Source organism: Collinsella aerofaciens (assembly GCF_020181355.1).
Classification (GTDB): domain Bacteria; phylum Actinomycetota; class Coriobacteriia; order Coriobacteriales; family Coriobacteriaceae; genus Collinsella.
The window spans coordinates 168,143-194,878 of sequence record NZ_CP084004.1; the positions used below are offsets into that span (position 1 = coordinate 168,143).

Sequence of the window (26,736 nt, forward strand, 5' to 3'; positions counted from 1 at the left end):
GGAGGCGGGGCGTCCTGCCCCAAAAACAAATGCAAAAGACGAGCACTTCTTGCCGCTCAATTGGCAAGAAGCGCTCGTCTTTTCTTAACGCGTTGTATGGCGGAGAGAGCGCAAGTTACGCGAGCGCCCTTCTTGCCAGCTCGGCCGCGCCGAGGATTCCTTGGTCGCCGCCGCAGCCCGGGGCGCAGATGTAGCTCTCCATGTCCTTAAGCTCGGCGGTCTGGATGTAGCCACCCAGATATTCGAGGGTCTTCTTGCGGACGATGCCGTAGAGCTGCTCCTGGTGCATCACGCCGCCGCCGAGGACGATGCGGCGAGGCGAGTACATGAGCACGAGGTTCGCGCACATCTGCCCCAGATAATCCCCCTCGAGCGCCCACACCTCATCGTTGTCCGCGAGCTCGGCCGCGGGCTTTCCCCAGCGCGCGGCGATGGCGGGGCCGGAGGCGAGCCCCTCGAGACAGCTCGCGTGGCTCGGGCAGACGCAGCGTCCCTCCTCGGTGGGACGGGTCCTTACCAGCATGTGACCGGCCTCGGGGTGCAGCATGCCGTGAAGGAGTCTGCCCGCGCACATGACGCCCGCGCCCACGCCGGTGCCGATGGTCACGTAGACGGCGTCCTCGAGCCCCTTGCAGCAGCCGAAGACCACTTCGCCGAGGCAGGCAACGTTCACGTCCGTGTCGTAGGCCACCGGAATCCCGAGGGCGTCGGCGAACGCGGCGCGAAGACCATGGCCTCGCCACGCGAGCTTGGGCGTCTGGAGGATGGAGCCGTAGCGCTCGTCGTTGGGGTCGACGCAGGTCGGGCCGAAGGCGCCGATGCCCAACGCGTCCACATCGCGGGCGGTGAACCACTCGATCATCTGCGGGACGGTCTCGGCGGGCGTAAGCGTCGGGGTCTCCATACGGTCGAGGACCTCGCCGTCGCCGGACACCACGGCACAGACCATCTTGGTCCCGCCGGCTTCGAGGGCGCCGAGCCTCATTTGCTTTTCGCTCATGTGATCCTCCTTACAAAGGGACGCCCGCAGTCATGGTCAACCGCGGGCGCCCATAACGTTGGCTTGTTTCGAGGCGACCCTACCTGGGCACGCGGTCCTGCCTTGCGGCAAACGGGGCGAGCACGGCGTGCGGCTCGCTTTGGTACCAGTAGGCGACGGTGGAGATGTCGTCCTCGCGCTCGTAGAGCTTGATGTCGTCGTTGCCGAGGTCCTGGAACGTCACGCGCAGGTCCTCCTTGAACGAGATCGGGTCGGGAAGGTGCCACCTGTAGAGGCCGTGCCTGGGCAGCGCGTCGTCGTTAGTCGCGAGCATCGGATTCGGGTTCGGCTTGCCCGCGCTGAAGCGGTCGCGCGTGGCGTCGCGCGTCGAGCGGTACGGGTAGCCGGCGAACAGCGTGTTGAAGCACTGCGCCTCGGGCAACGCGTGGGGCGGCCTGTCGAGGAAGGCCCAGGCACCGCCGAAGTAGTCCTCGGCTCCCGTCGAGGTGACCGTGGGGAACTCCTCGTCGCCGTCGAGGAAGAACTTCATCTCGCCCTCGCCCCACCAATAGCGCTCCAGGGCGCACAGGGCCATGTAGGTGCCGACGTAGTAGCCCTTGCCGCGCACGCCGTCGAGCACGGTGTAGTCGACGCCCCTGCGGGTGCTGCGCTCGCGGTTAAAGCGGGCGTGGAAGTACATGGCGTCGTCCGGCACGTCGGTGAGCGCGTAGTTGAACGTGTAGAAGATGTACTTAATGAACCCGGGGTGCTCGCTCGTAAGCGTGACCTTGGCGTGCTTCCTGAAGGGCATCTCGAAGTAGCAGTTCATGCCGCCCGTCGGGTTCACGCAGATGGGCATCGAGTTGACGATGGCGCGCTCACCGAAGCCGTTGCAGAAGAAGTCGCCGACAGGGCACTCGACCGAGGGGGTCTCCTCGTCGTCCCAGTAGAAGCGCAGCACGAGGTCACGCATGACGAAGCTGCCGGCGGCGGTCTTGTCGGGGACGGTCATCCAGATGTGGCGGATGATGCCGGGGCCCTCGATGTCCGCGAGCGTGATGGTCTCGCCGGACTCAAGGGGCACGCAGCACGAGCCCTTGCGGCCGACGCCGAGGTGGCTGGCCGACATGGCGGCGCGGCCCTTCTCGCCCGTGATGTTCTCGGGGGTGATGGCGCGGCTTTCCTCACCGCCGTGCATCCACACGTCCTTAAGGAACTCTCTCATCGTCGACCTCCTCTATTCGTCGTCGTCGCACTCGGCGGAACTGGCACCGTTCACGTAGATGATCTGCTGGCGCGCCTCGTTGACGAGGGCGTCGAAGTCGAGTTTCTCGTCGGGGCGCGCGAGCGCGACCGTCATGGCGAGCGGGAGGTTGACACCCGCGATCACGTGGATCCGGTCGGAGGCGAAGCGGGAAAAGCGCTGGTTCACGCTGCCGCCGTACGCGTCGGTGAGGACGACGACCTCGTCAGTGCCCGAAAGAGCCGCCTCGACCGCCGCGTCGAGCCCCTCGCCGTTGTCGTTCACGTAGGCGCACACGGCGTTGACGGCGTCGCCCTTACCCGTAAGGAACTCGAGGGTGTCCTTGAAGCCCTGGGCGAGAAGGGAATGGCTCGCCACAACTATCTTTCTCATTGATTCACCAATCTCTTGGGTCGAAGCTAGGCGAGGATGCCGGCGGCGGAGGCGACCATCGCGAGGACGATCACCACGAGGATGAGGGCCGTCATGCTCGCGTTCTTCTTGGTAAGAAGGTAATACGCGCTTCCCGTGATGGCGGCGGGGATCATGGCAGGCAGGATCTTGTCGAGCAGCGGCTGAATCTCCATCGCGACGTCGCCGAAGCTGAAGCTAATCGGGCAGGTGACGCCGATGACCGAGGCGATGAGGCAGCCGACCACGGTGAGGCCGAGCACGGAGGCGGCGGCAGTGAGGTTGGGAAGCTTCTCGCTGAAGTCGGTGACGAGCTTCACGCCCTGCTTGTAGCCGAACTCGAGGGCGTGCATGCGGACCCAGAAGATGGCCAGGATGAGCGCGAACCAGATGCCGGCTCCCACGGGGTTGCCCTCGATGGCCATGTAGGCGGCGATGGAGCCCATGATGGTCGGGATCATGGTCATGAGCAGGGAGTCGCCGACGCCGGCGAGCGGTCCCATGGTGCCGATCTTCAGGTCTTGGACGGCGTCCGCCGCCGCTAGGCCGTCGCGCTCCTCCATGGCCACGCAGGCGCCAAGGATGATGGCGGCGAGCCAAGGCTGGGTGTTGTAGTAGCGGAAGTGGTTGTTGAGCGCTTGCTTATAGTCCTCGTCGTTCGTGTAGATCTTCCTCAGGACCGGCGAGAGGGCGTAGGCGACTGAGGCGCCCTGCTGGGTCTGGTAGTTGAAGGTGCACACGCTCATGAGCCAGCGCCAGTTCGCGTTGCGCAGGTCCTTCTTGGTGACCTTGTAGCCGGAGGGCTTGCCCTCGGCGACGGCGGTGATGTTCTCGTTTTCCATGGTTACTCATCCTCTCCGATGAAGGCGTCTGCGGAAGCGTGGGCGGCGAGCTCGGTGTCCCTCTCGGCACGCTGGTAGAACGCAATCGCGAGGGCAACGCCGACGATGGCGGCGCCGATGATGGGCACGTTCAGGAAGGCCGAGAGGAAGAAGCCGGCGAGCAGGTACTGGAAGTACTTGGCGGTTGGCATGTAGCGGAGCAGCATGGCGATACCGACGGCCGGGAGCATCTTGCCGGCGAGGGTGAGGCCGGAGAGGAACCACTGGGGCATGACCTCGAGGAGCCAGTTGACGGCGGGCTGGCCGAGCGTCACGGAGACAAAGACGGGCAGGGCGGCGCACAGGCCGAAGAGCGCGGGGCAGACCCACAGGATGGCGTTCATCTGATTGAACTTACCCTCGTTGCAGAACTTCTGGGACTTCTCGACGACAAAGCCGTTGAGGATCTTGGCGACGACGTCGAGCTGGATGCCGAGCATGCCGACCGGCAGGCCGATGGCGAGGCCCGTGTCGGAGCCCAGGGTCACGCCGTAGGCGGTGGCGATGATGACCATCGTGCCGTAGTCGGGAATGGAGGAGCCGCCGAAGCCCGCGACGCCGAGCTGCATGAGCTGAATGGTGCCGCCGATGACAAGGCCGGTCTTCCAGTCGCCCATGACGACTCCGGTGATGAGGCCCCAGAAAACGGCGTAATTGACGAAGATCATCGGGATGCCGTAGTAGTCCACGTGCTTGATGAAGGCCAGCAGGGTCAAAAGGACGACCTGCAGGATAGTGAAGTTGACCATATTTCCCCCTTAGATGAGGTCTGCGACGGAGACGGGCTTGTCGGCGGGCACGAACTGGGCCGTCACCTTGACGCCACGGGCGATGAGCGCCTTGTAGCTCTGGACGTTCTCGGCGGAGGCGTAGGCGCGCTGGGTGAGCTGGATGCCGTCCTCCTTGACGAGCGAGCCGCCGACGACCAGCGACGGGAGCTCGACGCCCGACTCGACCAGGCGAAGCATCGTCTCGGGCTCCTTGGCGATGACGAAGACCTTCTCGCGGTCGTACTTGCCCGCGGCGAAGTTCTTGAGCGCGGTCTGCTCGGAGATGATCGAAACGGCCATGCCCGCGGGGCGCGCCATCCTCATGGTGGACTTCAGGACCTCGTCGCCGGCGACCTTGTCGTCGATGACCATGACTCGGGTCGCGCCCGACACCGGGGCCCACTGCGTCACGATGATGCCGTGAAGCAGGCGATTGTCGATTCGTGCCATAACAACACTCATGTTTGCTCCTATCAAATGAAGTTTTGCGTTCGGTACTGCCTCGGCGCTATCCGGATTCGCGCCGGGCAAGGGGTTATCGGATTATTGAGGACGCGCGGTCAGCTTGCGGCGGCGTGGGGAAGGTCACTCGTCGAGCAGGAGGTCCGAGGAGCCGAGGCGCTCTTCTCGCGCCGGGGCGGCGCTCACGCTTATGTAGTCGAAGACATATGCGATCTCGCTTACGGGAACCTCTACGCGATAGCGCGTCGAGATGCTCGAGAAGCTCTGCCTGAAGGACTCGATGAAATCGGCGCGTTCCTCCTCGAAGCGGTCCTGGCCAACGTAGGTCTCAATGGGGTTTCTGGTAACAAGGCGCTCGACGAGACAGCAGAGGTGAACGTAGAGCCCAATGATGGCGTTGCTGCCGATCTTCTCGCCTGTCCTGCGCTGAAGCTCGTGCACGGCGCTCTCGATCTCATGGAATAGCCGCTCCGGGTCGAGGATGGTGATGGAGCGGATGACGTTCTGCAGCGTCATGTTCGAGAGCAGCTTCTCGTGGAAAGAAGAGAGCTCGGAAGCGTCAAGCCACCTGCCGAACACGGCATCAACCTTAGAGGCGGACGCCGTCGACATGATGTCCTCGAGGGCGACGAAGGGGACGGAGGCGACCCCGGGGTCTCCCGTGCCGATGACGGCGCAGACGCGGTGCTCGGAGAAAACGGCGTCGTTCGACCCGTTCGCGACGAGCTGCTTGAAGGGCCTCGTGAGCAGGCGCGCGCCTATGGTGCGCGGGAGGCTCTGCGAGACGAGCTGGCGTATCCTCTCCGCGGCGTCGACCCCGGACTCGGAGCAGAAGACGATGGCGTCCTCACGGTTGACGCGCTCGATCACCTTGCAGTGCGTCACGCACGCGGCGGTCGCATCGCCAAGAACCTCGGCGATGGACTTGCCGCCGAGCAGCCCGACCCCGATCTCGAGCGCAAGACCGGTAGAGACGTTGTTCACCACGCCGATAGTGGAGTCGGTAACGTTCTCGAGGGCCTTATAGGCCTCCTCCAAGGAGCCCATGTCGACGAGGAACACGACCCCGGTGCAGTAGGAATGGCGGTCGACGAGGCGCTGGAGCGGACCGACGATGTCCTTCAGCTGCTGGTCGTAGGGCATGTCGACAGCCTCGTACACATGCATGCCGAGCATACGGTTCGCCGCGTCGGCGATGCTCGTCGCCGTTGAGTAGCCGTGGGACAAGATGACGCAGAGCGTCCGAAGGGCCTTCGCATCGCGAGACTCCGATGCGACGCACAGCGTCAGAAGCGTCTTCGTGAAGTGATCGAGCGAGATTCCCAGCGCCCCTTCCACGTCTGCGGCGACCTGATCGGAGACACTCGAGGCAAACGGCAATTCGGAGGTCACGGCACCGAGGAGATGGGAGATTTGCTCCGCACAGGCAGACTTTCGCTTAGCCAGGCCGATACCCGGCCACAACTGCAGGCAAATCTCCTGGGCCAGTAGAAAAGCGACCTTCCTCGAAAGCTCGATGCCATAAGAAGAGCCTGCGTCGGCAAGGACCGCGCCCACGACGCGCTCGAAGGCGCGCGACCTCGAGGAGGCGACGCCGTGGTCGAAGATCAAGTGATCCTCAACGCCGCGCACAGCGGAGACAGCTTGCGAGACAAGCTCGGAGACAGAGAGCTCCCCGGCGCAGAATCGCTCATCGAGGGAGCACAGGGCATCGAGCGCCTGCTCGACCGGCCCTGTGCTCTCGGCGGCATCCAGAGACGCGTCGATCAGAACGCCATCGTCGGGCTGTTGATCGATCTGCGCGGAGGAGAGGAGCCCGCTGGGAAGAAGATACGGGCGAACGACGACGTAGTCGCCCTCGCGATTGAGGAACGCTTTGGCACAGCAGTTCGTCACGCAGGCGCGCAAGCCGGCGATGTTATCGGAAAAGTCCGCGTTCACGAGGCAACGGTATGCGCCGCGGCTGATCTTCACATCAGAACCGATTCGGCACCCCTCGCTGCGCAGGAAGCTCAAGATGAGATCCTCGCGCTCCTCGGGGGTCCGCTCCTTGAGTGAGGGGACGCGGGCACAGATGGGCATTTTGCTGTAGGCCGAGGAAACCTTCAGGTCATCGGCGGAAAGCGTCGTCGAAAGAACGAGGCGAGCGCGCGGCGCATCCTGGGAGGCATCGAGCCCGAGGGCCGTCGCAAGGCAGTGCTCCATCGCAGAGGGAGAGAGTGCCTCGATGCCGTTGACAAAGACCACACCCCCGCGCGCTTTCGCGATCGACTCGTCAAGAAGCCCGTTGAACGAGGCGGCGTCCGGGACCCCGGCGCAGTCGATGCGCACATAGGAGGAGTCGCGGGACAGCAAGCCCTGGTTCTTGCCGTACTCGTACACAAGGCGAGAAAGGAAAGACTTACCGACACCCACGCCGCCGCTCAAGAGGATGGGCAGGCCAAACGGAGGGTACTGAACCGCAGCCTTGCACTGCTCGACAACGGAGCTGAGGCTCATGTCGAAGCCCACGGCACGCGCGAAGTCGCGGTGATCGGCGATTCCCGTCGCCTGGATGAGGTCGGCGAGCGAGGCATACTCGCTTGCAGAGAGCTTTACCTGAAAACGCTTCTGGAACGCGCGGCGATGAAAATAACGGACAGGCCTGCCCGCCACCTTAACCACAAGACCGGCGCGAACAAGGTCGTTGAGGTACTGGCTCGCCAGGCTCCTGGGGATGATGAGCGTCTCGGCGATGTCGGAGGTGGACAGACGGGCAAGGTCGTCGAGCGAGACGGCAGAGGTGAGGGCCTCGAGATGCTCGAGAATCCTGTCCCTCATGTCGACGGGTTTCTTTGCCAAGCTGTCCTGTGTGGTCTTGTCCATGACTTCTTACCTCCTCGTACAAGGAGTATAAGGGGAGAACAGAGAACGGAAGGGGGCGCGTGGGGGAATCAACAGCTCCGAGGAAAAGTCCACCACTTGAGGGGCAGAAAACAACGGCCATTGAACATTCAGGGCCGACGCTCAACACTTCGGCTCGACACTTCGCTTTGGAAAGGGCCCCGGCGCGCCGGGCCTAAAGCTTAACCATGCGCGCGGCGATGCGGGCGCAGTCGCAGGCGGCCTTCTTCTCGAAGGTGTTGTAGTCGACGACCCGGCCCTCGGCGCAGGGCTTGTCGCTGATGGCGCGCACGACGACGAGGGGCACGCCGTTGAGATAGGAGGCCTGCGCGATGGTGCAGCCCTCCATCTCGCAGCACAGGTCGCCGAAGGCCGCGAGGATTCGCTCCTTCTGTTCCGCGGGCGAGACGAACTGGTCGCCGGAGACGACGCGGCCCTTGAGGACCTTAATGTCGGGGGCGACGGCGGCCGCGGCGGCGCACGCCGCCAGCAAGGGCCGGAACGGATCGCGCAAGATCAAGGCGTCGCCCGGGAGGTCGGGCGTTACCGTCAGCCGGTGCCGCGTCTGCCGCATCATGAGGGAGAACGGCCTGGCCGGCGCATACGGCAGGAAGAGGTTCAAGGTGCACCCCGGGGCGGTCAACGAGGCCGACGTGTCGAACGTCGTCGCGCGCGGCTTCGGCGGCAGGGCGCCGTGCACCCATATATGCAGCGACTTGGCCTGCGTGCGCGTCGGGGCGTCGTGGAACTACGTCTGCCTGCTCGTCGACCTCTGCAACGGGGAGATCGTCGGCCACTCCGAAGGACCGAGGAGGGACGCGCGAGCTCCGAGCCAAGCTCTTGGATTACGTGCACTGGTACAACAACTTCAGGATCCACTCGACGCTGGGCTACATGTCGCCGGTCGAGTTCAGGGAGGCGGGGCCGTCCCTCCCGGAATCGTCCAAATAAGTGTTGCCAATCCATAGCCAATCCAGCCATCATCTTCGCGAAGGCGGACGTCAGGAAAAGCTCGGCTTGAGCTCGGTCGGACGCGGTCTGTGGGGCATCATTCAGGCTCAGGGGGTCTCCTTGTCTTCTTCGGTCGCAACCTGAATGATAGGGACGGCCCCTTCTCTCTTTCCCCTTCGTTTTCGACGCGTCACCCTCTCGGCGGGCTTAAGGCCCGCGCTCGCGGGTGCAGGGGCTACGCCCAAACCCCAAAAACGTAACGCCGTGCTCGAAGCGTTTCCGGACGTCAGCGTAATCTCAAATCCCGTTCGTCAACTCATGGGCAAGCCACCTGAGACTACTCATTTCTCCTACTGGCAATGAAGACCTGCGACCTGCAGTTTTGCAAACTGCTTGAAAGCCACCTGCGTTGATTCACTTCCTATTGCAGCTGGCGGCTTGCACGCGAAAAGGCATTTAAGTTTCAAAACGGGCGTTTTCGGCGCTATCGAGCCTCCAAAGGCATCCCGCCGCGCCCTTTGGGACAAAAACAAAAACTCAAAGCCCTGAGTTCGAAAATAGTTTTTGGAGTTGTCCCGACTTTTGTCCCCGAAGCCGACGAAACGCGACAGGGTATCACCTGGCGGCACTCGATTCGAGACGGCACCGAAAACTGGATGCAACCGGAATGACGGGACGGCAGAACCGAAGCCATCGAGTGGGGATAGAAAAAGGCCCGGGTGCCGTGGCATCCGGGCCTTTGCTAGCAACTTGATGTTGCGGGCAGCTTAGAACTTGTGGCCGCACTTCTTGCAGACGCGCAGCTTGTTCTTGCCGTCCTTCTCGTGACCGACGCGGGTAACCTTACCGCACTCGGGGCAAACGAGATTGACGTTGGAGGCGTCGATGGGAGCCTCCTGCGAAACGATGCCGCCCTGCTGGTTGGCAGCGTTGGGCTTAACGGCCTTCTTGACGACCGAAACGCCCTCGACAACGACCTTGTTCTCGGCAGGGAGAGCACGCAGGACAACGCCCTGCTTGCCGCGATCCTTACCAGAGAGAACCTGGACCTTATCGCCCTTCTTGATATACATATATCTCCCCTAACTACAGGGTCTCGGGAGCGAGCGAGACGATCTTCATGTACTTCTTGTCACGAAGCTCGCGAGCGACGGGCCCGAAGATACGGGTGCCGACGGGCGAACCATCGTTGTTGATGACAACGCAGGCGTTCTCATCAAAGCGAATGTAGGAGCCATCCTTGCGGCGGATCTCCTTAACGGTGCGAACGACGACGCAACGGACAACGTCCTTCTTCTTGACGTTGGCGCCAGGGGTAGCCTCCTGGACAGCACCGATGAACACATCGCCGATGCCTGCATAACGACGCTTGGAACCGCCAAGCACCTTGATGCAGCGAATCTTGCGAGCGCCGGAGTTGTCGGCGACGTTCAGCATGGTTTGCATCTGAATCATGGTAGATGTTCCTCCGAACTAAGAACCGAAGAGAGGTGCGCAGCCTTTATACGGCCCGTGGTATGCAAGCCAGGTATACGCACATCTTCGGAAACGTACAAGTCGTAAGAGCGACTGCTTATTTAGCGCGCTCGACGACCTCGATGAGGCGCCAACGCTTCATCTTGGACATAGGACGGGTCTCCATAACGCGGACGGTGTCGCCCACGCCAGCCGTGCACTCCTCGTCGTGAGCGTGCAGCTTCTTGGAGCTGGTCATCATCTTGCCGTACTTGGGGTGACGCTTGCGCTCGGTGATGGTGACAACAATGGTCTTGGCACCGGAGACGGAGGTAACGACACCCGTACGGACCTTACGCGAGTTACGCGAATCAGTCATGTTCTCTCCTTAGGTCCTACTCGGCGACAGCGGACTTCTCCGCTGCGATCTCGCGGGCGCGCTGCTCCGTGAGGACGCGAGCGATGTCCTTCTTCACGGTGTTGACGCGAGCGGTGTTGTCCAGCTGGCTGGTGGCCATCTGGAAACGAAGGTTAAAGAGCTCGGCGCGCATTTCCTTCAGCTTCTCAACGAGCTGAGCGTCCGAGAGCTCACGAATCTCTGCGGGCTTCATTAGTTCTCCTCCTTGGCGGCGGCGGCGTCCTCAGCAGCCCACTTGGCCTCGAGAGCGGCCTCCTCAGCCATCTCCTTCTCGATGCGCTGCTCGGCGTTCTTGGCAGCAACAATCTTGGTCTTGATGGGAAGCTTGTGCTGTGCAAGACGCAGAGCCTCGCGAGCGACCTCCTCGGGCACGCCCTTGACCTCGAACATGATGCGGCCGGGCTTGACGACGGCCACCCACTCCTCGGGGTTACCCTTACCAGAACCCATGCGAGTCTCGGCAGGCTTCTTGGTGATGGGCTTATCGGGGAAGATCGTGATGTAGACACGACCGCCACGCTTCATGTAGCGGGTCATGGCAATACGAGCGGCCTCGATCTGACGGTTGGTGATCCAATGGGCCTCGAGAGCCTGGATACCAAACTCGCCGAAATGCAGCTCGGTATTACCCTTGGCCTGGCCCTTCATGGAGCCACGCTGCACCTTGCGGTGAAGAATACGCTTAGGGGCAAGCACTACTGACCCCTCCTCTCGGAGTTACGACGACGAGGACGGGAAGAGCCCTCGAGTGCAGGGTTGGGAACAGGCTGGCCCGGGAGCTTCTCGCCCAGGTAGATCCAGACCTTCACGCCGCAAGCGCCCATGGTGGTGCTGGCGACAGCCGTGCCGTAGTCGATCTTGGCACGAAGGGTGTGCAGAGGCACGCGACCCTCACGGTACCACTCACGACGGCCCATCTCGGCACCGCCGAGACGACCGGAGCACTGGATACGGATGCCCTTAGCGCCGGCCTTGCGGGCGGACTGGACAGCCTTGCGCATAGCGCGACGGAAGGCAACGCGGCCCTCGAGCTGCTCGGCGATAGACTGAGCAACGAGGTTGGCGTCAAGCTCGGGGCGCTTGATCTCGACAACGTCGACGGAGAGCTGGCCCTTGGAGACGCCAGCGACCTTCTCGAGCTCGGTACGGAGGGTATCGATCTCGGCACCCTTCTTACCGATGACAACGCCGGGGCGAGCAGTGAGGATGATGACCTTCACCTTGTCACCAGCGCGCTCGATCTCGACACGGGAGACAGCTGCGCGGGAAAGACGCTTCTCGAGGTACTTGCGGATCTCGAGATCGTTACCGAGGGTCTTAGCGTAATCCTTCTCTGCGAACCAGCGGGAGCGCCAGTTCTCGGTGATGCCAAGACGGAAGCCGGTGGGGTAGACTTTCTGACCCATACAGCTTTACGCCTCCTTTCGAGGAGCAACGACGACGGTGATGTGGGAAGTACGCTTCAGAATGCGAGAAGCGGAACCCTTGGCGCGGGGACGGATGCGCTTAAGCGTCGGACCCTCGTCAACATAGGCAGCGGCGACAACCAGGTTGTCGGCACGCAGACCGTTGTTGTTCTCGGCGTTCGCAACGGCGGAACGGAGAACCTTCTCGACATCCACGGCGACGGCGCGGTCGCAGAAGTGGAGGATGTCGAAGGCCTGAGCGACAGGCTTGCGGCGGATCAGATCGACCACCAGGCGGGCCTTGCTGGGGGAAACACGCACGTACTTAGCGACGGCGCGAACCTCGGTGGCCTCAGTTTCAATAGACTTAGTTGCCATTTACGGTTAACCCCCTATTTGGCCTTGTGGCCACGGAACGTACGAGTCGGCGCGAACTCGCCGAGCTTGTGACCAACCATGGACTCGGTAACATACACGGGCACATGCTTGCGGCCGTCGTGGACGGCGATGGTGTGACCAACCATCTCGGGGAAGATGGTGGACGCGCGGGACCAGGTCTTCACGACGTCCTTCTTGCCAGCCTCGTTCATCGCGGTGATACGCGAGAGAAGGCGAGTCTCCACGAACGGGCCCTTTTTGAGACTTCTGCTCATAAGTGCTTTCTCCTAAAACTCGGTATCCGAAATTACTTCTTACGGCGACGAATGATGTGCTGGTTCGAGACCTTCTTCTTCTTGCGCGTACGAAGGCCCTTCGTCGGCTTACCCCAGGGGGTAACGGAGGGTCGACCAGAGGTGTGGTTCTTGCCCTCGCCACCGCCGTGCGGGTGGTCGACAGGGTTCATGACGGTACCGCGGACGGTCGGGCGCACGTTCAAGTGACGCTTACGGCCGGCCTTGCCGATGACGATGTTGGCGTGATCGGCGTTGCCGACCTCACCGACGGTGGCGCGGCAGGTAACGAGGATGCGGCGCATCTCGGAGGAAGGCATACGGACGATAGCGTACTTGCCCTCCTTACCCATCAGCTGGCAGGAGTTACCGGCGGAACGGGCGATAGCAGCGCCCTTGCCCGGCTGGAACTCGACGGCGTGGATGAGCGTACCGACGGGGATGTCGGCGAGGGGCAGAGCGTTGCCCGGCTTGATGTCGGCGTCAGAACCGGACATGATGGTCTGACCAACCTCGAGGCCCTTGGGAGCCAAGATGTAGCGCTTCTCACCGTCAGCGTAGTGCAGCAGAGCGATGCGAGCGGAACGGTTCGGATCGTACTCGATCGTGGCAACCTTGGCGGGCACGCCGTCCTTGTTGCGCTTGAAGTCGATCACGCGGTAACGACGCTTCACGCCGCCGCCCTGGTGGCGGGTGGTGATGCGGCCGTTGTTGTTACGACCGGCCTTCTTGGGCAGGGGCTCGAGAAGAGACTTCTCGGGCTTGGTGCAGGTGATCTCGGAGAAGTCGGAGATCGTCTGCCAACGCCTACCAGCGGAGGTCGGCTTAAGGTGCTTTACAGCCATTACAATCCCTTTCAATAGGAATCCGTTAGCCATCGCAGACAGGGATTCGAGGTTCTGCCTCGGGTGCGATGACACCGGACGTATACACGGCTCCGGGCGTGTCCATTTTATACGCCCAAAACCTTGAGCTCTCGCCTCCCCTATTTGGGAGGCATGAGCTCACTCAACAGCAGCGAGTCTTAGGCCTGGTTGCCAAAGACCTCGATGGTGTCGCCCTCGGCCAGCGTGACGATGGCCTTCTTCCAAGAACGGGTCTTGCCGGCGACATAGCGCACACGCTTGGTCTTGGGCTTGACCGTCAGGGTGTTCACGCGAACGACCTTGACGCCGAAGATCTCCTCGACAGCGTCCTTGATCTGATACTTGTTAGCATCCTTGGCGACCTCGAACGTGTACTTGTTCTGCTCCATGCCGGAGAAGGAACGCTCGGACACGATCGGACGGATGATGATCTCGTGGGCGGTCATTTATGCAAGCACCTCCCCGAAGTGAGCGGCGATGTCGGCGGGCATCAGCACAGCGTTGTTGTTGACGAGATCGTAGGTGTTGGCCTCGTCGGCGGTGATGATGAACGTCTTGGGAATGTTGCGGAACGACAGGTAGGCGTTGACGTCCTCATCGCGGACGATGATGGTCAGACGCTTGCCCTCAAGGCCGAGAGCCTTGAGCATGGCGACGGCAGCCTTGGTGGAAGGCTTCTCGAAGCCGTAGTCGTCGACGAGCACGAGCTCGCCATCGGCCAGCTTGGCGGACAGCGCGGAGCGCATAGCCAGCTTGACCTCCTTGTTGTTCATACGCTTAGCGTAGGAACGGGGCTTGGGGGCGAAGACAACGCCACCGTGACGCCACTGGGCAGCACGGATGGAACCCTGGCGGGCACGGCCGGTGCCCTTCTGACGCCAAGGCTTCTTGCCGCCACCGGAAACCTCAGAGCGGCCCTTAGCGGACTGGGTGCCCTGACGCCAAGAGGCCATCTGGCACTTGACGATGTGGTGCATAACGTGGATGTTCGGCTCGATGCCGTACACCTCAGCGGCGAGCTCGGCCTCGGCGACCTTCTTGCCCTCGCTGTTCTTTACTTCAAACTTTGCCATTTAAGTGTTCTCCTTGGTATGACGCTGGGCTAAATGGGCTGGGCCCTTAGGCCATACGGATGGCGACGAGACCATTCTTGGCACCCGGGACAGCGCCCTTGACCAAGATGAGGTTCTGCTCGGCATCGATGCGGACAACGGAAAGGTTCTTGACGGTAACGCGCTCGTTACCCATGTGACCGGCCATCTTGACGCCCTTGAGGACGCGCGCAGGATAGGCGCACTGACCGATAGAACCGGGGTGACGCTGGAAGTGAGAACCATGCGTCATAGGACCGCGGCGCTGACCCCAGCGCTTGATGCGACCCTGGAAGCCCTTACCCTTGGAGGTACCGATGACGTCGACCTTCTCGACATCAGCGAAATCAGCGACGGTGACGACCTCGCCGACCTTGTGCTCCTCGCCGTTCTCGACGCGGACCTCACGAAGGAAGCGGACAGGCTCGACGCCGGCCTTGGCGAAGTGACCAGCCATGGGCTTGTTCACGTTCTTGGCCTTGATGTCGCCGAAACCGATCTGGACGGCGTCATAGCCGTCGGTTGCCTGAGTTTTAACCTGCGAGACAGCGCAGGGGCCAGCCTGGATGACCGTGACGGGAACGACGTTGTCGTCCTCGTCCCAAACCTGGGTCATGCCAATCTTGCGGCCGAGAATCATGCTGATCAAGATATGATCCCAACTCTCGCGTGGTCTTGGGACAATGCGTACACCACCGAGCGTACGCCCCTAGAGGACCACTACTTACACGACGTGCTCCCCAGTCTTGTATTGCGTCCGGACTACCTGACAACCCTATTAAGCAGGCATTTTGTCCAGCCAGAATACTCCCCTGGTTACACACAGCTGTTTAGTATACACGGCTGCGGGCGTATCCATCGAGATTCATATTTCACTCACATTGTTTACGCAGGTAAAGTGCGTGGAGTCGCCTGGGCTTGGCAGAGGGGCGGCGAAATATATTAAGTTTGCTACTCTACAGTCCTGCGCAAGACGGAAAGCACATTAAGTGCTTTCCTTTGCGTGCGGAACTCGCGACAAACTTAATATATTTCGCCGCCCCTCTGCCAAGCTCGGGAGACGACACGTTGATGTCTGCTTAACTCTGCTCGCTCAGCTAATTACTTTGTTGAGGGTCCACTATTTGCTGGAGGGTGAACTGGCATTGCATTGGCTCGCCTTCTGCTTGTGGCTTTGCCTCTTCAAAACCGAAGATCATGATGGCGCAGTTGGGGAGTTTTGCTGGGAGCTCGAAGCCCTCTGGAGCTGCAGCCTTGATGAATTGGCGGCTGGCGCTGCCGTGGCTTACTGCTAAGAGGGTTTCGATGCCCTCGGAGCCCATGATATTGGTGAGGGTGGCTACCATGCGTTCTTGTAACGCTTTGCTTCCCTCTCCTCCGAAGGGGACCAGGTCCTCGCCCGGATCCCAGACGTCGGTGGGCAGGGCGTCGTGGGGGCCTTCTTCGAAGGTGCCGTAGCAGCGCTCGATGATGCCTTCGCAGGGCTCAACCGCGGCGTCCGGACCGAGGAGCTCGCATGCGACGAGACTTGCCGTGGCCATGGCTCGGCCCAAAGGGGAGGAGACCACTTTGTCGGGAACGACGTTGTGGGCTTTGAACCACGCGGCTGCCATCCCGGCTTGCTGACGGCCCAGGTCGGTCAGCGGTGAATCGCAGCGGCCCTGGACCAGCTTTTTGACGTTGAACTCCGTCTGACCGTGGCGGAGTAGATACAGCTTCTTCATGCTCTCCCCTTCTGCATAACCTGCTTTGCCGGCGCAGCCTTACTCGTGGGTATGGCCTACGTAGTCTTCGTCGATCGTGATCTTGGCAATCGGCTTGGGGTATTCGAATTCCACCTTTTTTGCCAACGTACGCTTTAGGTCCTCGGCGCTCATCTGCAGATCCGAGGGACGCACGCAGTCAAAGATCACGTTGGTGTGCGTAGGACCCGGCACACAGCGTAGGTCATGAATCGAGAGGCGGTTATCGATCTCCTGAGCCATGGCGTGAATGCGCAAGCGCATGCTCGCCACCTTGGGGTCATCGGTCACGATGGGATCGTAGTGAAGCGTGACGATCATGCCGTCTTCGACCCTAAACGACTGCTCGATGTTATCGAGCGTGTCGTGACTTTCCAGCGGGCTGGCCTCGGCCGCCATCTCGGCGTGCGCACTTGCAAACTTCCTGCCCGGACCATAATCGTGAACCATAAGGTCGTGGACGCCCAAAACGCCGGGATAGCTCATGATCTTGTCTCGAATGTGCTTGACCAGCTTGGGGTCGGGCGCCTGGCCCAAAAGCGGGCTCACCGTATCTCGGATAAGCTCAAAACCACTCCAGCCAATATAGGCGCCAACGGCAAGGCCGACCCATGCGTCAAGATTGATGTGCGTCACCTGCGAAACAATTGCGCACGCCAGCACAGCACCCGTAGCAAGAACATCGTTCTTTGAGTCCTGAGCCGTCGCATGCAGCGTCTCGGACTCAATGCGGTCACCGAGCTTTTGGTTGAGGGCCGCCATCCACAGCTTTACAACCATCGAAAGCGCCAGGACCGCCACCAGGGCAAGCGAGAACTCGACAGGTTCGGGGTGGATGACGCGCTCAACCGAGGACTTGATAAGCTCAAGGCCGATCATCAGTACGAGTGCCGCCACGACCAGACCCGAGAGATACTCGTAGCGACCGTGGCCGTAAGGATGCTCGGGGTCGGCCGGCTTGCTCGCCAGCTTAAAGCCCAGCACGCTCACGATGTTCGAGCTGGCATCGGACAGGTTGTTCATGGCATCCGCCACGATCGAAACCGATCCCGAAACCACACCAATTGCACCCTTCGCCGCACATAGTGCCACATTGGCGAGAATACACACCACACCCGTCAACGTGCCCACGCGCGCACGGTCGCCCTGCGCACGACGAACAATCCACTCGACCATCTATATCCGCCCCCACGGTACTACCTATATATCTATTGCTCAAACGGATTGTAGTGTAGCCACTTTGTCCCCCAGATACAAAAAGGCCGCAACCCACATGGGCCACGACCTTGGAATGTGACATGCAGGACTGTCCCTTTGTCGATCGATTTATGCGCTTGCTTCGACCGCGCTCTTCGAGGTTTCGGGCGAATCGACTCCGTCCCCCGTCGTCTGCCCCTTCGCCGGCACCACGCCAAAGCAGTAGCTCAGCGCCGCAGACACCGCAAATGCCGTGCCGCCGGCAGCGCAGCACCACAGCAGGTTTGAGATGCCGCCCGTGGCAAAGCCAATGACCATGAGGACATTCGTCATGCCGATGGTATAGGCCGTAACGTGGCCCACGGCTGCAACAAGGCCTCCGACGGCGCCGCCAATGGCCATGCACGTCAGGCACCTGCCATATTTAAAGCCGCAACCGTACAGCGCCGGCTCGCTTACGCCGCCAAGAACACCCGAGATTGAATAGCCCAGCATGAGCGCCTTCTCGTCCGTATCCGCAACGCGAAGCGACGCGCCAAAGGGCATGCCCCAAACGGCGAACGTTGCCATTGTCGCGGCGATCAGGATGCACGAATCCGTTCCCACACTCATAAACTGCGCATAGGCGAGCGATAGGACAACGTTGCTGACGCCGGCGATCTTTAGGAACTCCCAGCCCGCGGCAAGCCCCATGAGCGTGAGCAGCGACACGATGCCACCGGAATTGCCAAGCATAAACATAAGCTGGCCCAACAGCATGCCCAGATAGCTGCCCGCCGGCGCCGTAATGCACAGGGAAACCGGAACCATGACGAGCATGGTCGCAAACGGAACGAACGAAAACGCCACGGCCTTAGGGATAACGCGCTGAAAGAAACACTCCACTCGCCATAGCGCGGGCACCGAGATGAGAACCGGAATAACAGTCGTCGTGTAATCGTTGACCGGCGCGGGAAGCAGACCATACACGGAAGTCATCGATGCCCCCGTCGTCGATGCGGCATCGACGAGCTTAAGCAGATCGGGCGCAATCAATACGCCGCCCAGCATCATGCCTAGCTGCTCCGAGCAACCGAGCTGGCGGGCGGCCGCCCAACCAAGATAGATGGGCAAAAAGTAGTAGCCGGCGTTATAGAGCCAACTGTAGAACAGGCGATAGATTTCGGAATCGGCAGACCACAGGCCCAGCATGCCTTCGCCCATAATGACGGCGACGGTGCGAAACAACGCCGCGCAGACAATAAACGGCAGCGCCGACATCATGCTTTTGGACAGATAGTCCACCACGGCCATGACGGTCGACTTCAACGTCGTTGGCAGCGTAGCCTTAGAAACTTGTGACATGGAACGCCTTTCCCAATGTGACATGCGGGCTGTCCCTTTGTCACATCGTGCGGTACTGACCGATTGCGCGGTACTTTTCGTAGCGGCGGTTTGTGAGGGTCGCGTCGTCGAGCCGCCCAAGCGTATCGAAGGCATCAAATGCCGAGGACATGACGGCACCGGCGATCTCCTCATGCGACAGGCCCCTATCGTCGACAATGCCGTCGATGATGCCGAGCGCCAACAGATCGGGGGCCGTGAGCTTAAGAGCCTCGGCGGCCTCATTCGCGCGCTCGGTATCCTTCCATAGGATCGACGCACAGGCCTCGGGGCTCACGACCGAATAGGCCGAGCTCGAGAGCATCAGGATGCGGTCGGCCACGGATAGCGCCAGCGCGCCACCAGAGCCGCCTTCGCCTGTCACCACCGAGACAATCGGTGTCTTAAGGCCGCTCATCTCCATGAGATTCTGGGCAATCGCCTCGCCCTGGCCGCGCTCCTCGGCACCGATGCCGCAAAACGCACCCGAAGTATCGACCAGGCACAGAACCGGTCGACCAAACTTTTCGGCCTGACGCATAAGGCGACGCGCTTTGCGGTAGCCCTCGGGATGTGCCATGCCAAAGTTGCGGCGCATACGCTCTTTGGTCGTGGTGCCGCGCTCGATGGCGATGACCGTTACGGGGCGTCCGTCTTTCCAGCCAATGCCAGCCACCACAGCGGCGTCGTCGCCAAAGTAACGGTCGCCGTGCAGCTCCACAAACCCATCCAGGCCCAGCAAGATCATCTCGCCTGCCGTGGCGCGATCTGCCGAGCGGGTCTGCTTGACAATCTCGAGCGCGGTTTTTGGTGCCGCCGAGCGCTTAAACAAGTGTCCCAGCTTTTTGCCGCGACGACCCGTATGCACGATCTCATGCGGTGCCCCCAGGCCGGGCGCGTGGCCTTCGTGCAGCGCCAACAGCTCGCCTACCGTGAGCGCAATCTCGCCACGTGGAACAACGGCATCGCAAAAGCCGTGCTCCAACAAAAACTCGGAGCGCTGGAATCCCTTGGGCAGGCGCTTGTGCATGTTCTGCTCGATCACGCGTGGGCCGGCAAATGCCGTCAGGGCGTCGGGCTCGGCCAGGATAATGTCGCCCTCCATGGCAAAGCTCGCGGTTACGCCTCCGGTCGTGGGGTCGGTGAGCACCGTGATATACAGGCCGCCCGCCTCGCTGTGGCGCCTAACCGCCGCAGAAATCTTGGCCATCTGCATAAGCGATGTCACGCCCTCTTGCATGCGCGCACCGCCCGAAACGGTAAAGCCGACAACTGGCAATCCCAGCTCGGCCGCACGCTCAAATGCGCGACAGATCTTCTCGCCCACCACGGAACCCATCGAGCCCATCATAAAGTTGGCGTCCATAAAGAAGAGCGCCGTATCGCAACCGCAGATTTTGCCCCTGCCGCACACAACGGCATCGCGCTCGCCCGAACGCTCGCTTACGCTCTTGAGCTTGTCGGCATAGCCGGGAAACGAGAGGAAGTCCTCCGACGCCAGATTGGCATCCCATTCCTCAAACGTGCCCTCGTCGACCGTCATGCGCATGCGCGCGCGACCGCTCACGCGAAAGTGTTTGCCACAACGAGGGCAGACCTCGAGGTTGTCGTGCAGGCGCGTCTCATCAATCACACGGCGGCACTCCGGGCACTTGATAAACACGTGGCGCGCGGGAAACTCGGCGCACGACTCGGTCATCGGCCCCTCGAGGACGTTTACCGTCTTCGCTTTTCTATTCATCAGCATAGAGATGCCCCATCAGATCGGTGTGATACATGCCCGACAAGAACTCGTCGTTTGCCAGCACGTCGAGCTGAAGCTCGCTGTTTTCGCTCACGCCCTCGATCACGAGCTCGCCCAGGGCCGAGCGCATCTTGCGAATGGCGCTGTCACGCGTGGGCGCACACACGATGAGCTTGCCGAGCATGGAGTCGTAGAACGGTGGAACGTTCGCACCGGTAAACATGGCGGAATCCCAGCGCACGCGCGGACCACCCGGCACACGCAACGCGGTGACCGTTCCGCATGACGGCAGAAAGTCCGGCGTTTCGGCATTGATACGGCACTCCATGGCGTGGTTGCGGACCGGCATGTCCTCCTGCTCAAAGGGCAGAGGCTGGCCGGCTGCCACGCGCAGCTGCCACTTGACCAAGTCGGTATCGGTCACAAACTCCGTAACCGGATGCTCCACCTGCAAGCGCGTGTTCATTTCCATAAAGTAGAAATTGCCGTCGTCCGAATACAGGAACTCGATGGTACCGGCGCCCTCGTAGCCGACAGCACGTGCCAGGTCACGCGCTGCTTTGTGCATGCGGGCACGAATGTCGTCGTGTCCGTCGAGGCACGGCGCGGGGCTCTCCTCGATCAGCTTTTGGTTGCGACGCTGCACCGAGCACTCGCGTTCGCCGAGCGAAAACACATGGCCCTGCTTATCGGCCATAATCTGCACTTCAACGTGGTGTGCCGGCGCGACGAACTTCTCCATGTAGCACTCGCCGTCGCCAAAAACGGCCTCACCCTCGGCACGCGCCTCGATGAACGCCTTTGCCGCATCTTCCACGCGCTCGACCTTGCGAATGCCGCGGCCGCCACCGCCGGCACGCGCCTTAATAAGCACGGGGCAGCCAATGCGCTCGGCCTCGACCGTTGCCTCCTCGGGGCTTTTGAGCAAATCGCAGCCCGGCACGATGGGCACGCCTGCCGCGGCAGCCGTTCGACGCGCGGCGTCCTTGTCGCCCATGCTGTCGATCACCTCGGCCGAAGGACCGACAAACGACAGACCGTACTTGTCGCAGTCGCGCACGAAACTTGCCTTCTCGGAAAAGAAGCCATAGCCGGGATGAATTGCCTTAGCTCCCGACTTTACGGCACAGGTGAGCACAGCATCGTCGTTGAGGTAGCTCTCGGCAAGACGCGGGCCGCCGATGCAATACGCCTCGTCGGCAAGCTGCACGTGCAGCGCGTCCGCATCGGCCGTGGAATAAACGGCGACGGTCTTGATGCCCATATCGCGGCACGCGCGGATAACACGGACCGCGACTTCGCCGCGGTTGGCGATGAGCACTTTGTCGAACATGAAGCCTTCCTTAACTTTCGTGCATGAGTGCAAAAGACATATCGGCGCGGCAGCAAACCTCACCGTTGACGCTCGCAGTACCCGTCGCAAAGCGGAACGGCCCGCGCGCACGCGTGATGGAGCACACCAGATCCACCGTGTCGCCCGGGCGCACCGGACGCTTAAAACGCACCTTGTCCAGACTCGTGTAGAACGGCGTCGCGCCGCGCGCCTCCTCATCGCCCATCAGCAGCACGCAGCAGTTCTGGGCGAGCATCTCGCACTGAATCACGCCGGGGACGACCGGGTTTCCCGGAAAATGTCCCTGCAAAAAGTACTCGTCGCCCGTAATCGTGATCTTGCCGTGGGCCTCGTCGCCCACCAGCTCGGCTTCGTCGAGCAAAAGCATCGGCTCGCGATGCGGCAACAGCTTCTTGAGCTCTTCTTTGTTCATGGATATCACCTATCCGATCCTCATGAGGCAGCTGCCAAACTCCACGAGGTCGCCGTCGGCCACGCAGATCTCGAGCACCTCACCGTCTGCCTCGGCCGTCACCTCGTTGAGAACCTTCATGGCCTCGATGATGCAAAGGGTCTCGCCAGCCTTGACCTTGGAGCCCACGTGCACAAACGGTTCGTCGCCCGGCGCCGGGGCAGCATAGAAAACGCCGACCATGGGAGCGGTCACCTCGGTGCCCTTGGGCTCCGGTGCGGCGGCAGGTGTCTGCGCGGCGGGCTCCGGTGCGGCAGGCGCGACTGTGGGAGCTGCAACTGGAGCGGCCATAGCGCTCGGCATAGGCATGGGCACGGCAACCGGCTGCGCGGCGCTCGCGCGCTCGAGTTCGACCGCGGTGCCATCGGGCTCCTCAACGCGCACGCGCGTGAGGCCGCGGTCCTCCATAACATCGGCTATCTCGGCAAGTCTTTTGGAATCCATGCTCTAGCTCCTCGTATATCTACGCAGCGCGATGGCGGCGTTGTGTCCGCCAAAGCCCAGGTTGGTCGAAAGCGCCCAGGTAAGGTCGGCGCGAACCGCTCGATTAGGCGTGTAATCAAGATCGCAGACGGGATCGGGCGTGTGGTAGTTAATGGTCGGGGGCACCACGCCCTGCTCGAGCGCCATGGCACAGGCCATGACCTCGATGGCGCCCGTAGCACCGATCATGTGGCCGGTCATCGACTTGGTCGACGAGACGTGCGCGGCGCGCGCCGCGTCCTCGCCGAGCGCACGCTTAATGCCCGCCGTCTCGGACGAATCGTTGAGCTTGGTCGAGGTGCCGTGAGCGTTGATGTAGAGGCCCTCGGAAGGCTTAACGTCGCCCTCGGCCACCGCCAGCGATATCGCACGGGCGATGCCGGCAGCCTCGGGATCGGGGCTCGTGATGTGATAGGCATCATCGGTGTTGCCGTAACCCACGACCTCGGCATAAATGTGCGCCCCGCGAGCCAGCGCGTGTTCCATGCTCTCGAGCACCAGCACGCAGGCGCCCTCGCCCATCACAAAGCCGTCGCGGTCTGCATCGAACGGACGGCATGCCGTCGACGGGTCAGGATTAGTGGTGAGAGCACGGCAGGACGTAAAGCCCGCAACGGCATCGGGGATGATTGCGGCCTCGGCGCCGCCAGCCAGGATTGCATCGGCATAGCCATGCTTGATGGCGCGGAACGCCTCGCCCACGGCATGGGCCGAGGTCGCGCAGGCGGTCACCACGGGCAGGGTCGGGCCCTTTGCCTTGTGGCGGATTGCGATATTGCCCGATGCCATGTTGGGGATCATCATCGCAATCATATAGGGTGATGCGCGGCGAGGCCCACGATCGGCAATCGTATGGACGTTATCGACGAGCGTCGTCATGCCGCCCACACCCGAGCCCACGTAGACGCCCAGGCGCTCGCGATCGATGGCACCTTCGACATCAAAGCCCGCATCGTGCATTGCCTCGTCCGAAGCCGCCATCGCAAACTGAACGCAAGGGTCCAGATGCTTGGCGTCACGCTTACCAAAGTACTCGTTGCCGTCAAACCCTTTTACCTCGGCCGCCACCTTGACGGTAAACGCATCGGTATCGAAGTGCGTGATCGGGCCGATGCCGCACGTGCCGGCGCACATGGCTGCCCAAGTGGCAAGCGCGGTGTTGCCGAGCGGCGATACGGCACCGATGCCGGTGATTGCAACTCTCTGTTCCATCATGGTCTCCTCATCCAAGCCATTCTTCGGCCCTGGTTTCTACATCGCCATTCCGCCGTCGACGCGCACGACCTCACCCGTAATGTAGGCCGCCGCATCGCTTGCCAAAAAGCGCACCACGCCGGCCACTTCCTCGGGGCGCGCCATGCGCTTTAGGGGAATCTGCTCCTCGGTTGCCGCGCGAACCTTCTCCGAGAGCTTTGCCGTCATATCCGTCTCGACAAACCCGGGGGCGACCGCGTTCACTCGTACGCCGCGGGGCGCAAGCTCGCGCGCCACCGCCTTGGTAAGCCCTATCACGCCCGCCTTGGAGGCAGCGTAGTTGGCTTGCCCGGCATTGCCCATCAGGCCCACGACCGAGCTCATGTTGACGACGCAGCCGCCGCGCTGGCGCATAAAGGTCTTGGTGAGCGCGCGCGTCATATTGAATGTTCCCTTGAGATTGACATCGAGCACGCGGTCGAAGGCGTCATCGCCCATGCGCATGAGCAGGCCATCGCGGGTGATGCCGGCGTTGTTGACGAGCGCCCAAATGGAGCCAAAGTCGTTGAGGACCGCCTCCACGCACGCGTTGACGGCAGCGGGATCGGCCACGTCGCATTGATATGCACGTGCCGCGGCGCCAACCGCCTCGCAGGCTTCGCACGTCTCGCGCGCCGCATCGACGCTACCGGCATAGACGACGGCGATATCAAAGCCGTCCTCCGCCAGACCGACAGCGCAGGCGCGGCCGATACCCCGCGAGCCGCCCGTGACCAGTGCCACGCGACGTGAGTCGTTGCGCTCGAGCGCGCCGTTGTTCAAGTTGCCCATGTCATTCCTTTCGGGTTACAGCCCTGTGGACTATGCGAGCTCGTCGGCAATAGCTGCGACCTGCTCGGCCGTTTCGCACGAATACACGCGAACGTCGCTCAGCGTACGCTTGACCAGGCCCGACAGCGTTTTGCCAGGGCCGACCTCAATAAACGTGTCGATGCCCTGATCCTGCAGAGTATGCAGCGTGTCGACCCAGCGCACGGCATGGCTCACCTGGTTGACCAAGACATCCGATGCCGCTCGCGGGTCCGCCGGATAGGGCGCCGCCGTCATATTTGCCATGACCGGAATCAACAGCGGAGATGGCGCGTGGCCGGCTTGGATATACGTCGCCAGCCCCTCAGTCGCCTCGGCCATATAGGGGCTATGAAATGCACCCGACACCGCGACTTTCATAGCGCGGCCGCCAGCCTCTTTTACGAGGACGTCGAGCTCCTGCAGTGCCTCGGGCGCTCCGGCAACAACCGTCTGCTGCGGGCTGTTGTAGTTGACCGGCCAGCAGTCCTCGCCGGCCTGCGCAGCCAGGCCCTCGACTTGCGCCGCATCAAGCTTGATGACGGCGCGCATGCCGCCCGGATGGCGCTCGGCAGCCGCGGCCATCAGCGCCGCGCGCTCGCACACGAGCTCAAAGCCTGCTCGCGTATCGAATGCCCCCGCAAAGGTGAGCGCGGCGACCTCGCCAAGCGAAAAACCCGCACAGGCGGCAGGTGCCACGCCGCGCTCGCGCAGGGCGGCAGCTGCTGCCAGGTCGTGCACGAACACGCAAGGCTGCGTGTTCTCGGTCTGCGAGAGCTCCTCCTTGGAGGCGCTCCGGCACTGCTCGCTCGTCCCCGGGCGCACCTCATCGGCAATGGCGAACACCTCGGCGGCCGCCGGCGATGTCTCGATCAAGTCGACGCCCATCGCGGGGTGTTGGGCACCCTGGCCGGCAAACAAAAACGCTACGCCACCCATGCGCACGCACCCTTCAGGACGTGCTCGGCGCCATCGACCAGGTCGTCAACGATTTCGCGTGCGCTCTGGCGCTCGTTGACCATGCCGGCAATCTGTCCACACAAAAACGAACCCTCTTCGTAGTTGCCGTCCTTGGCGGCCTTACGCAGCGCACCGGTTCCCATAGCACCGAGCTCCTCGGCACTCGCGCCGGAACCCTCGCTCTTGGCATAGGCGTTGGTGAAGGGGCTCTTGAGGGCGCGCACTGGATGTCCCGTCGAGCGACCGGTCGCACGCGTCGAAGTGTCGTTGGCCTTCAGGACCATCTCTTTGTACTGCTCCGAGACGGTGCACTCATTCGCAACGAGAAAGCGCGTACCCACCTGGACGCCGGCAGCGCCCAGCATAAAGGCGGCCGCCACGCCGCGGCCGTCGGCAATACCGCCGGCGGCCACGACGGGAATGTCGACCGCATCGACGACCTGCGGCACCAGTGCCATCGTCGAGGTCTCGCCAATATGGCCGCCCGATTCGGTACCCTCGGCAACAACCGCCGTGGCTCCACGACGTGCCACGAGGCGCGCCAGCGCCACCGAGGCAACGACCGGGATGACCTTGATGCCCGCCTCGTTCCACGCCTTCATGTACTTGGCGGGATTGCCGGCGCCCGTCACGACGACCGGCACTCGCTCGTCAATCACGACCTGCGCGACCTCGTCGGCAAACGGGCTCATGAGCATGACGTTGACGCCAAAGGGCTTATCCGTCCTGGCGCGCAGCTCGTGAATCTGGTCGCGCAGCCAGTTGGCATCGGCGTTCATGGCCGCGATAATCCCTAAGCCGCCCGCCTCGGACACTGCGGACGCCAGCGAGGCGTCGGCAATCCAGGCCATACCGCCCTGGAACACGGGCTTTTCGATGCCGAGCAGATCGCAGAGAGGAGTCTTGAGCATCT

General features: G+C 62.1%; 31 protein-coding genes and 1 pseudogene. 1 reads left to right on the forward strand and 31 read right to left on the reverse strand.

Translation table 11 applies throughout. The features are described 5' to 3' along the window. Positions 1-115: 115 nt before the first annotated feature. From LCQ44_RS00710 to LCQ44_RS00745, 8 genes are all read right to left on the reverse strand, one after another. Positions 116-1,000: an ROK family protein gene (locus tag LCQ44_RS00710; RefSeq protein ID WP_199407873.1), complete on the reverse strand. Its 885-nt coding sequence runs from the start codon at positions 998-1,000 to the stop codon at positions 116-118. A 79-nt stretch (positions 1,001-1,079) separates the two neighbouring features. Further along, complete coding sequence (locus LCQ44_RS00715) at positions 1,080-2,204, reverse strand: glycoside hydrolase family 172 protein (RefSeq protein ID WP_172676343.1); 1,125 nt, start codon at positions 2,202-2,204, stop codon at positions 1,080-1,082. A 12-nt stretch (positions 2,205-2,216) separates the two neighbouring features. Next, positions 2,217-2,615 carry a PTS sugar transporter subunit IIA gene (locus LCQ44_RS00720; protein ID WP_089572475.1) on the reverse strand — a complete coding sequence of 133 codons (399 nt, stop codon included), beginning with the start codon at positions 2,613-2,615 and terminating at the stop codon, positions 2,217-2,219. Positions 2,616-2,641: 26 nt separating this feature from the next. Then, on the reverse strand, positions 2,642-3,475 hold the full coding sequence (locus LCQ44_RS00725) for a PTS system mannose/fructose/sorbose family transporter subunit IID (protein ID WP_089572476.1): 834 nt from the start codon (positions 3,473-3,475) through the stop codon (positions 2,642-2,644). Between the two features lie 2 nt (positions 3,476-3,477). Further along, complete coding sequence (locus LCQ44_RS00730) at positions 3,478-4,263, reverse strand: PTS mannose/fructose/sorbose/N-acetylgalactosamine transporter subunit IIC (protein ID WP_225093826.1); 786 nt, start codon at positions 4,261-4,263, stop codon at positions 3,478-3,480. Positions 4,264-4,272: 9 nt separating this feature from the next. After that, positions 4,273-4,746: a PTS sugar transporter subunit IIB gene (locus tag LCQ44_RS00735; protein ID WP_089572478.1), complete on the reverse strand. Its 474-nt coding sequence runs from the start codon at positions 4,744-4,746 to the stop codon at positions 4,273-4,275. A gap of 123 nt (positions 4,747-4,869) precedes the next feature. Next, positions 4,870-7,611, reverse strand: a complete 2,742-nt coding sequence (locus LCQ44_RS00740) for a PRD domain-containing protein (RefSeq protein WP_225093827.1) — start codon at positions 7,609-7,611, stop codon at positions 4,870-4,872. 193 nt (positions 7,612-7,804) lie between these two features. Next, complete coding sequence (locus tag LCQ44_RS00745) at positions 7,805-8,149, reverse strand: 5'-methylthioadenosine/S-adenosylhomocysteine nucleosidase (RefSeq protein WP_158551150.1); 345 nt, start codon at positions 8,147-8,149, stop codon at positions 7,805-7,807. A 329-nt stretch (positions 8,150-8,478) separates the two neighbouring features. On the opposite strand from LCQ44_RS00745, the gene LCQ44_RS09985 reads away from it, so the two are divergent. After that, entirely contained in the window at positions 8,479-8,580 is a 102-nt protein-coding gene (locus LCQ44_RS09985; RefSeq protein WP_231501554.1) for an IS3 family transposase, read from the forward strand. Between the two features lie 767 nt (positions 8,581-9,347). Here LCQ44_RS09985 and rplX read toward each other — a convergent pair. From rplX to fabK, 23 genes and pseudogenes are all read right to left on the reverse strand, one after another. Beyond that, positions 9,348-9,653: a 50S ribosomal protein L24 gene (rplX, locus tag LCQ44_RS00760; protein ID WP_006235043.1), complete on the reverse strand. Its 306-nt coding sequence runs from the start codon at positions 9,651-9,653 to the stop codon at positions 9,348-9,350. Positions 9,654-9,666: 13 nt separating this feature from the next. Further along, a complete protein-coding gene (gene rplN / locus LCQ44_RS00765) occupies positions 9,667-10,035 on the reverse strand; it encodes a 50S ribosomal protein L14 (protein WP_006235041.1) in 369 nt (122 codons plus the stop codon). Positions 10,036-10,153: 118 nt separating this feature from the next. Then, positions 10,154-10,414 carry a 30S ribosomal protein S17 gene (gene rpsQ, locus LCQ44_RS00770; RefSeq protein WP_006235040.1) on the reverse strand — a complete coding sequence of 87 codons (261 nt, stop codon included), beginning with the start codon at positions 10,412-10,414 and terminating at the stop codon, positions 10,154-10,156. Positions 10,415-10,430: 16 nt separating this feature from the next. Further along, positions 10,431-10,646 (reverse strand): 50S ribosomal protein L29, encoded by a 216-nt coding sequence (rpmC, locus tag LCQ44_RS00775; protein WP_006235039.1) that lies wholly within the window; start codon positions 10,644-10,646, stop codon positions 10,431-10,433. A gap of 86 nt (positions 10,647-10,732) precedes the next feature. Further along, positions 10,733-11,149 (reverse strand): annotated as a pseudogene (rplP, locus tag LCQ44_RS00780) (50S ribosomal protein L16); the annotation flags it as partial. After that, on the reverse strand, positions 11,149-11,859 hold the full coding sequence (gene rpsC / locus LCQ44_RS00785; protein WP_006235037.1) for a 30S ribosomal protein S3: 711 nt from the start codon (positions 11,857-11,859) through the stop codon (positions 11,149-11,151). The pseudogene rplP and the gene rpsC, both read right to left, overlap by 1 nt. 6 nt (positions 11,860-11,865) lie before the next feature. Then, positions 11,866-12,237, reverse strand: a complete 372-nt coding sequence (gene rplV, locus LCQ44_RS00790) for a 50S ribosomal protein L22 (RefSeq protein WP_006235036.1) — start codon at positions 12,235-12,237, stop codon at positions 11,866-11,868. 14 nt (positions 12,238-12,251) lie between these two features. Next, positions 12,252-12,512: a 30S ribosomal protein S19 gene (gene rpsS / locus LCQ44_RS00795; protein ID WP_006235035.1), complete on the reverse strand. Its 261-nt coding sequence runs from the start codon at positions 12,510-12,512 to the stop codon at positions 12,252-12,254. 32 nt (positions 12,513-12,544) lie between these two features. After that, on the reverse strand, positions 12,545-13,375 hold the full coding sequence (gene rplB, locus LCQ44_RS00800) for a 50S ribosomal protein L2 (protein WP_118079381.1): 831 nt from the start codon (positions 13,373-13,375) through the stop codon (positions 12,545-12,547). Positions 13,376-13,554: 179 nt separating this feature from the next. After that, positions 13,555-13,842 (reverse strand): 50S ribosomal protein L23, encoded by a 288-nt coding sequence (gene rplW, locus LCQ44_RS00805; RefSeq protein ID WP_006235033.1) that lies wholly within the window; start codon positions 13,840-13,842, stop codon positions 13,555-13,557. After that, positions 13,843-14,469 (reverse strand): 50S ribosomal protein L4, encoded by a 627-nt coding sequence (gene rplD / locus LCQ44_RS00810; protein WP_006235032.1) that lies wholly within the window; start codon positions 14,467-14,469, stop codon positions 13,843-13,845. It abuts the gene before it with no gap. Positions 14,470-14,515: 46 nt separating this feature from the next. Next, positions 14,516-15,136, reverse strand: coding sequence for a 50S ribosomal protein L3 (gene rplC, locus LCQ44_RS00815; protein ID WP_035137484.1), 621 nt, complete (start codon positions 15,134-15,136; stop codon positions 14,516-14,518). Between the two features lie 448 nt (positions 15,137-15,584). Continuing rightward, entirely contained in the window at positions 15,585-16,211 is a 627-nt protein-coding gene (locus LCQ44_RS00820; protein WP_225093828.1) for a histidine phosphatase family protein, read from the reverse strand. Positions 16,212-16,250: 39 nt separating this feature from the next. Next, positions 16,251-17,405 (reverse strand): cation diffusion facilitator family transporter, encoded by a 1,155-nt coding sequence (locus LCQ44_RS00825; RefSeq protein ID WP_225093829.1) that lies wholly within the window; start codon positions 17,403-17,405, stop codon positions 16,251-16,253. Between the two features lie 150 nt (positions 17,406-17,555). After that, positions 17,556-18,770, reverse strand: a complete 1,215-nt coding sequence (locus LCQ44_RS00830) for a PTS sugar transporter subunit IIC (protein WP_225093830.1) — start codon at positions 18,768-18,770, stop codon at positions 17,556-17,558. A gap of 40 nt (positions 18,771-18,810) precedes the next feature. Beyond that, positions 18,811-20,529, reverse strand: coding sequence for an acetyl-CoA carboxylase, carboxyltransferase subunit beta (gene accD, locus LCQ44_RS00835; RefSeq protein WP_225093831.1), 1,719 nt, complete (start codon positions 20,527-20,529; stop codon positions 18,811-18,813). Then, positions 20,522-21,865, reverse strand: a complete 1,344-nt coding sequence (locus tag LCQ44_RS00840) for an acetyl-CoA carboxylase biotin carboxylase subunit (protein ID WP_225093832.1) — start codon at positions 21,863-21,865, stop codon at positions 20,522-20,524. Before LCQ44_RS00840 ends, accD begins: the two co-directional genes overlap by 8 nt. A 10-nt stretch (positions 21,866-21,875) precedes the next feature. After that, positions 21,876-22,298, reverse strand: coding sequence for a 3-hydroxyacyl-ACP dehydratase FabZ (gene fabZ / locus LCQ44_RS00845; protein WP_099432064.1), 423 nt, complete (start codon positions 22,296-22,298; stop codon positions 21,876-21,878). 9 nt (positions 22,299-22,307) lie between these two features. Next, complete coding sequence (gene accB, locus LCQ44_RS00850) at positions 22,308-22,781, reverse strand: acetyl-CoA carboxylase biotin carboxyl carrier protein (RefSeq protein WP_022094191.1); 474 nt, start codon at positions 22,779-22,781, stop codon at positions 22,308-22,310. A gap of 3 nt (positions 22,782-22,784) precedes the next feature. After that, positions 22,785-24,035, reverse strand: a complete 1,251-nt coding sequence (gene fabF, locus LCQ44_RS00855) for a beta-ketoacyl-ACP synthase II (protein ID WP_225093833.1) — start codon at positions 24,033-24,035, stop codon at positions 22,785-22,787. Between the two features lie 36 nt (positions 24,036-24,071). Continuing rightward, positions 24,072-24,845, reverse strand: a complete 774-nt coding sequence (gene fabG / locus LCQ44_RS00860; protein WP_195625289.1) for a 3-oxoacyl-[acyl-carrier-protein] reductase — start codon at positions 24,843-24,845, stop codon at positions 24,072-24,074. A 30-nt stretch (positions 24,846-24,875) separates the two neighbouring features. Next, the gene (locus LCQ44_RS00865) at positions 24,876-25,802 is read right to left on the reverse strand and encodes an ACP S-malonyltransferase (protein ID WP_195625288.1); all 927 of its coding nucleotides are present in this window, start codon (positions 25,800-25,802) and stop codon (positions 24,876-24,878) included. After that, the gene (fabK, locus tag LCQ44_RS00870; RefSeq protein WP_195625287.1) at positions 25,790-26,734 is read right to left on the reverse strand and encodes an enoyl-[acyl-carrier-protein] reductase FabK; all 945 of its coding nucleotides are present in this window, start codon (positions 26,732-26,734) and stop codon (positions 25,790-25,792) included. Before fabK ends, LCQ44_RS00865 begins: the two co-directional genes overlap by 13 nt. Positions 26,735-26,736 lie beyond the last annotated feature (2 nt).